Consider the following 4,909-nt stretch of genomic DNA (forward strand, 5'->3'; position numbering starts at 1 on the left):
TGCGAGCCATGGAGTGCTAAAGCACGGGGTGAGTAGGCCGAGGTAGGTTCGGGTTTATAGTCGTCGCGTTTTGCTCGGCGATTTTGCATCATTGGATGTGCAAAATACCTACCGAGGTAGCGACGCTTACGAAAATGCACTTATATCTTCAATAACATTTCAAGTATTTAGCATATAGCATACCTCTGTGTAAATATATTAAGAAAAGGGGTGTCGTAATGCCAAAAATAGTAGACAAAACAGTTGCGGAGCAAGTTGTTGATGAGATCCAAAAGTTAATACAAAAAGTAGAAAATAAGCACTATCTTTTTACATCAAAAAAAGAAAAAAGACTTGATATGTTAAAAAAATTGCAGGATCAAATTAATTTATTAAATGATTCTAATGATGATAAAAAAATAAAAGGGCTCTTATTGCAATGCAATTCAGATATGAAAAATAAACACCATAGAGGTGATACAATTAAAGAGTTTTTTGAAGGCGGCATGAGTAAATTTATCTCCAATCCGCGTGCTGGCTCAAGCGTAATGGAAGTGGAAGGAGAAAGCTCTATCTTTAAAAAAATTGACTTTTTTAAAGATAATCAAATTATGGAACCAGATTTATATCTCCATAATAAAGACTGCAAGCATTACCCCTATAATAATGAAACACTTATTTATGCTGGCATTGACAGATGATGAGTATGAGTCCTCACCAGAGCTTGCCTAGAATATTAATTTAAAATAGTGTTTTGTAACTGAGCTTGAGTTACAAAACACATGATACTTACTATGACGATGGATACTCAGCTCAGTAGCATCTTTGCGATGGTTCGAAAGCCATGCGCGGTTGCTCCTGCAGCATAAAGACTATTTGCACTGTCCATAAAAGCACGGCCAGCAATATCTAGGTGTAACCAGCCTTTACCTTCATTAGGAACAAAGCGACTTAAAAAGCCAGCCGCATTACTAGCAGCAGAATTACCACCCCCGGGAATCGGTTTTGAGTTGGCTGTATCAGTATAAGCTGACGGGGTGTTTTCTTTATGAAATGGTTCAAGCGGTAATGGCCAATATGCCTCATTAACAGATTCAGCAACTGCTAATAACTTTTGAGAGAGTGCCTTATCCAATGCCATTACTGCATTATAATCTGGGCCGACCGCACGTGCTGCACCGCCGGTGAGTGTTGCTGCATCAATGATCAAAGGTGCACCAGATTCGGCTGCAAGAATCAAACCATCAGCAAGCACTAAACGGCCTTCAGCATCAGTATTAACCACCTCAACGTTTAAGCCATTACGATAGTTAATAATATCGCCTAAACGATAAGAACGATCGCTGACCATATTTTCTGCGCAGCATAAATACAAATCAACTGGCTGATCAAGTCCTTGTAATATTGCTAAAGCAAGCCCACCAGTAATCAATGCGGCACCCCCCATATCAGATTTCATGCCTAACATAGAAGTAGATTGTTTTAAGCTGTAACCACCACTATCAAAGGTGATACCTTTACCCACAAGAGCTGCTGTAGGAGGTGCTACTTGAGTGTTTTCTTCTAGCGTTGGCCGATAGTGAAGTTTTAATATCGCAGGTAACTGATTGCTGCCTTTACCCACGGCATATGCACCGTTTAAACCTGCATCGATTAGAGCGTCTCCTTGAATAATTTCACTATTAACTGTACCTTTAGGAGCACATTCAGTGATAAAGTGTAATGCTTCTTCGGCAAGTGCAGTCGGAGGTAAGTCAGAGGGTGTTCGATTAGTCGTTGTTCTAATCCAATGACTAACCTTTAGCAGTTGATTTAAGATTGCTTTATCTTGCTCTAGCCCTGTGAAATGAAGTGTCGTTTTACCTTTAGGAGAGCTGATCCCCTGATAAAAGGCCCATTGTGACTCTAAATCCCAATGACTACCTGTGCACTGTAACTGAGCCAATTGCCATGAGGCTAGTTTGCGTCCTGCTTTTTGAATATCACGCAAAGTATAATCATTCATTACAAGTTGTTTGATATGAATAAATGTTTGATCATTCTCGATAGAGACCAAAGCGTTAGATTGCCAAGGTAACTTTGGACTCTCTGTTGTTAGAATAACGTTCATTAATATGCTTCTCTTTTCTTTATACTTATATCGTTAATTAATAATTACTATACATGAGATTTTAATATCTTATTAATGCTCTAGCTTGAGTTCTCTAGGTATTTGAGTATTTTCGTGTATCATATCAGCCTAATAATGATATAGCGATCAGGCATGATATAAGGAGAACCCAGGGTGAAAAAAGTACTCACCATCGGTGGCGCAACACAAGATATAATTATCTCTTACCATGATGCAGAAACACTTTTTTTACGTAATCAGCGTGGTGGAATGGCTTATATCTTATTAGAAGAGGGCAAAAAGATCGAGCTGGATGGCTTAAGTCAATTTTCTGGAGGAGGTGCGACCAATTCGGCCGTTTCGCTAAAACGCCAAGGCTTTGATGTCTCTGTATTATGTAAAGTCGGCAATGATATTTCAGGACGCACAATTCAATCTGAGTTAGAAAGCTATGGTATCGATATTTCTAATGTCATGGTCGATATGGAAACGGCGACGGGGTCTTCTGTTGTTGTTCCTTCGCCAAGTGGAGATCGAACCGTGATGGCGTATCGCGGTGCCAATGCCAATTGGCATCAGGATGATATTAAAATTAATAAGTTAGTTGGCTTTGATCAATTGTATATTACATCATTAAGCTCTGATACGGCGCTGATGTTACCTTCACTTATTTCCTTTGCTAAATCTAGAAATATTCAAGTTGCAGCAAATCCAGGAAGTAGTCAGCTGACTAATGGTGCAGACGTTTTAAAGGACTCGCTACAATATATTGATACGTTAATCCTCAATAGTGATGAAGCAAAACAGTTGATGTCTTCGTTGATTCAACTAGATGATGATATCCGCGGCAAGATTGCTAACCAATTACGTGATGGTGGCGAGTTATTACTGGATACGCCGATTTTTTACCAAGATGTCACCTTTAGTTTGCGTCAATTCTTTAAAGAAGTTTTAAAGCTAGGTCCGCAAGTTGTTGTCGTTACCGATGGTGAGAAAGGGGTTTATGTTGCAACAAAAGAGCAGCTTTACTTTCATGCGAGCTTAAAAGTTAATAATGTTATTAACACATTGGGGGCGGGGGATGCGTTCGGTTCTAGCTTTGTTGGTGCATTAGCACAAGGGAAAGGGATTCTTGATGCGATTCGTTATGGGCTTTGTAATAGCGCCAATGTTATTCAATACCCAGATGCTAAAACAGGGTTGCTTGATGATAAACAATTGGACGTTCTTGTTGCTAATCTACCAAAAGAGCAATTTGATATTATGAGTTGGTAATAAATTATACAAGCTACGCTAAAGTACGTAACTCTCCTTGCTTTGCTTTTATTTTGAGTAAGGAGAGTTACAAAACAGTTTTAATCTTAATATCCTCTTAACTTCAATACAAAGTATCATAGTTTTAACATGATAATTATCATTTATAGCATTGAATTTTACAAATATTAAAAAATTTCATCTTGTTTTTTAGTTTTAATATTATTAATAAGGTAAATTACCAATAACAAAGTTAATATAAAATTAAGAAACCTTTGCACAGCCTTTAGAGAAAACGCTATTACACCATTGTTATGATAGGGCCAATAGTTTTTTAGTTAAAACTTGATATTTAAAGGAGATAAAAATTGAGTGTAATAAACATTTTTAAGCAGCTAAAATCTGCACAGAAAAAGGGAGTGGCCGTTGAAATCGACTGTGATGTATTAGCTAAAGATAAGCAACAACGTTATTGTGAGTCGATAAAATCAATGAAAGGCTGGGTTTTAAGCTTAAATAAAGAAGAGGTAAAGCTAAAGAGCTTTCTGCCTACCTCTGTAAAAATGATTAATATAGATAAAATTATTTCTATTAAAACAAGTTATTACTGACTTTTAGATGAAACAATGATCTCGCTCTTAAGATAACGTCCAAAGTCATCGTATTTATCATAGCCAAACCAATGGCCACGCTTTTCTATAAGATATTTAGCAAGCAGTTTTCCAGATGAACTTTTCTCTAAGACTGTAATATCTTGACTGCGTGTAAATAACAAGTCATTACTAGTTTGGTCAATAATTTCGATATGATGATTTTGCTGTATATTTAATTTTTTTTTATAAAAACAGCGGCGTTGATGTAAGAAACTCGAGAATAAATCATCTTCACTGAGATAATCATTAATCTCTATAATACTATTCATGATTAAAACTACTCATCGTATATTGAATATCAATCCTTTGGCTGAGGTCATTCTAACAACAAATAAAAAAGGTTGTCAATCTAATCTATGGTAAGTAAAAGAGAGTTTGTTACTTTTTGTTCGTCTCTAAAAAGTAGTCAATAAAACTTCTAACCTTTGGCTGCATGTATCGGAACTTTGGATAATGATAATATACGCTTGCATTCATCGATTGAACCTCTTTTAGTATTTCAATTAACACTCCACTCTTTAATTTCTCCTCCAGTATATAAAAGGGCAATTGAATTATACCAAGATGATTTTCAGCACAGTCAATCATTGATGAAACTGTATTGACAATTAGATAAGGTTGCAAACAAACAGAAAACTCAGATTTTAGCTTTAATTGGCTAGATAAACGACTAGAGTGCTCTATATACCGATGGTTGATTAAATCATTTAACCCCTTAGGTTGACCATATTCTTTAATATACTGCGGTGAAGCGCACATAACATAGCGTGTCGTTGCCATTCTTCTTTGAATTACCTCTCCTGGATTTAGCACTGGAAGCGAGAAACCTACAGCTAGATCAATTTGTTCATTGACAAAATCTGGCACACATTCTGTCGTATCAATACGTAAACCCTCTGTGCCAGCCAAAGTG

The 4,909-nt window shown here is 36.8% G+C and carries 6 protein-coding genes; 3 read left to right on the forward strand and 3 right to left on the reverse strand.

Annotated elements, in window-relative coordinates; all coding sequences use genetic code 11:
* The first annotated feature begins 218 nt into the window (after positions 1 to 218).
* Complete coding sequence (locus C200_RS08950; RefSeq protein WP_016211328.1) at positions 219 to 680, forward strand: hypothetical protein; 462 nt, start codon at positions 219 to 221, stop codon at positions 678 to 680.
* Between the two features lie 107 nt (positions 681 to 787).
* Here the strand turns inward: C200_RS08950 and pepB are convergent, their stop codons facing one another.
* Entirely contained in the window at positions 788 to 2,089 is a 1,302-nt protein-coding gene (gene pepB / locus C200_RS08955; protein WP_098082827.1) for an aminopeptidase PepB, read from the reverse strand.
* A 174-nt stretch (positions 2,090 to 2,263) separates the two neighbouring features.
* Here pepB and C200_RS08960 point away from each other — a divergent pair, with 174 nt between their 5' ends.
* Complete coding sequence (locus C200_RS08960) at positions 2,264 to 3,364, forward strand: carbohydrate kinase family protein (protein ID WP_016211330.1); 1,101 nt, start codon at positions 2,264 to 2,266, stop codon at positions 3,362 to 3,364.
* A 347-nt stretch (positions 3,365 to 3,711) separates the two neighbouring features.
* Entirely contained in the window at positions 3,712 to 3,954 is a 243-nt protein-coding gene (locus C200_RS08965; protein WP_032126267.1) for a hypothetical protein, read from the forward strand.
* On the opposite strand, the gene C200_RS08970 is transcribed toward C200_RS08965, so the two are convergent.
* Entirely contained in the window at positions 3,948 to 4,265 is a 318-nt protein-coding gene (locus C200_RS08970) for a hypothetical protein (RefSeq protein WP_016211335.1), read from the reverse strand. The two genes, C200_RS08965 and C200_RS08970, sit on opposite strands and share 7 nt — an antisense overlap.
* Positions 4,266 to 4,374: 109 nt before the next feature.
* The coding region (locus C200_RS08975; RefSeq protein ID WP_033923741.1) for a LysR substrate-binding domain-containing protein at positions 4,375 to 4,909 on the reverse strand (535 nt) is incomplete at its 5' end.

Origin of the sequence: Piscirickettsia salmonis LF-89 = ATCC VR-1361, assembly GCF_000297215.2 — a bacterium.
GTDB classification, from domain to species: Bacteria; Pseudomonadota; Gammaproteobacteria; order Piscirickettsiales; family Piscirickettsiaceae; genus Piscirickettsia; species Piscirickettsia salmonis.

Coding starts and splice junctions, on each gene's coding strand:
- C200_RS08950 (WP_016211328.1), top strand. CDS start 219: ATGCCAAAAATAGTAGACAAAACAGTTGCGGAGCAAGTTGTTGATGAG.
- pepB (WP_098082827.1), bottom strand. CDS start 2,089: ATGAACGTTATTCTAACAACAGAGAGTCCAAAGTTACCTTGGCAATCT.
- C200_RS08970 (WP_016211335.1), bottom strand. CDS start 4,265: ATGAATAGTATTATAGAGATTAATGATTATCTCAGTGAAGATGATTTA.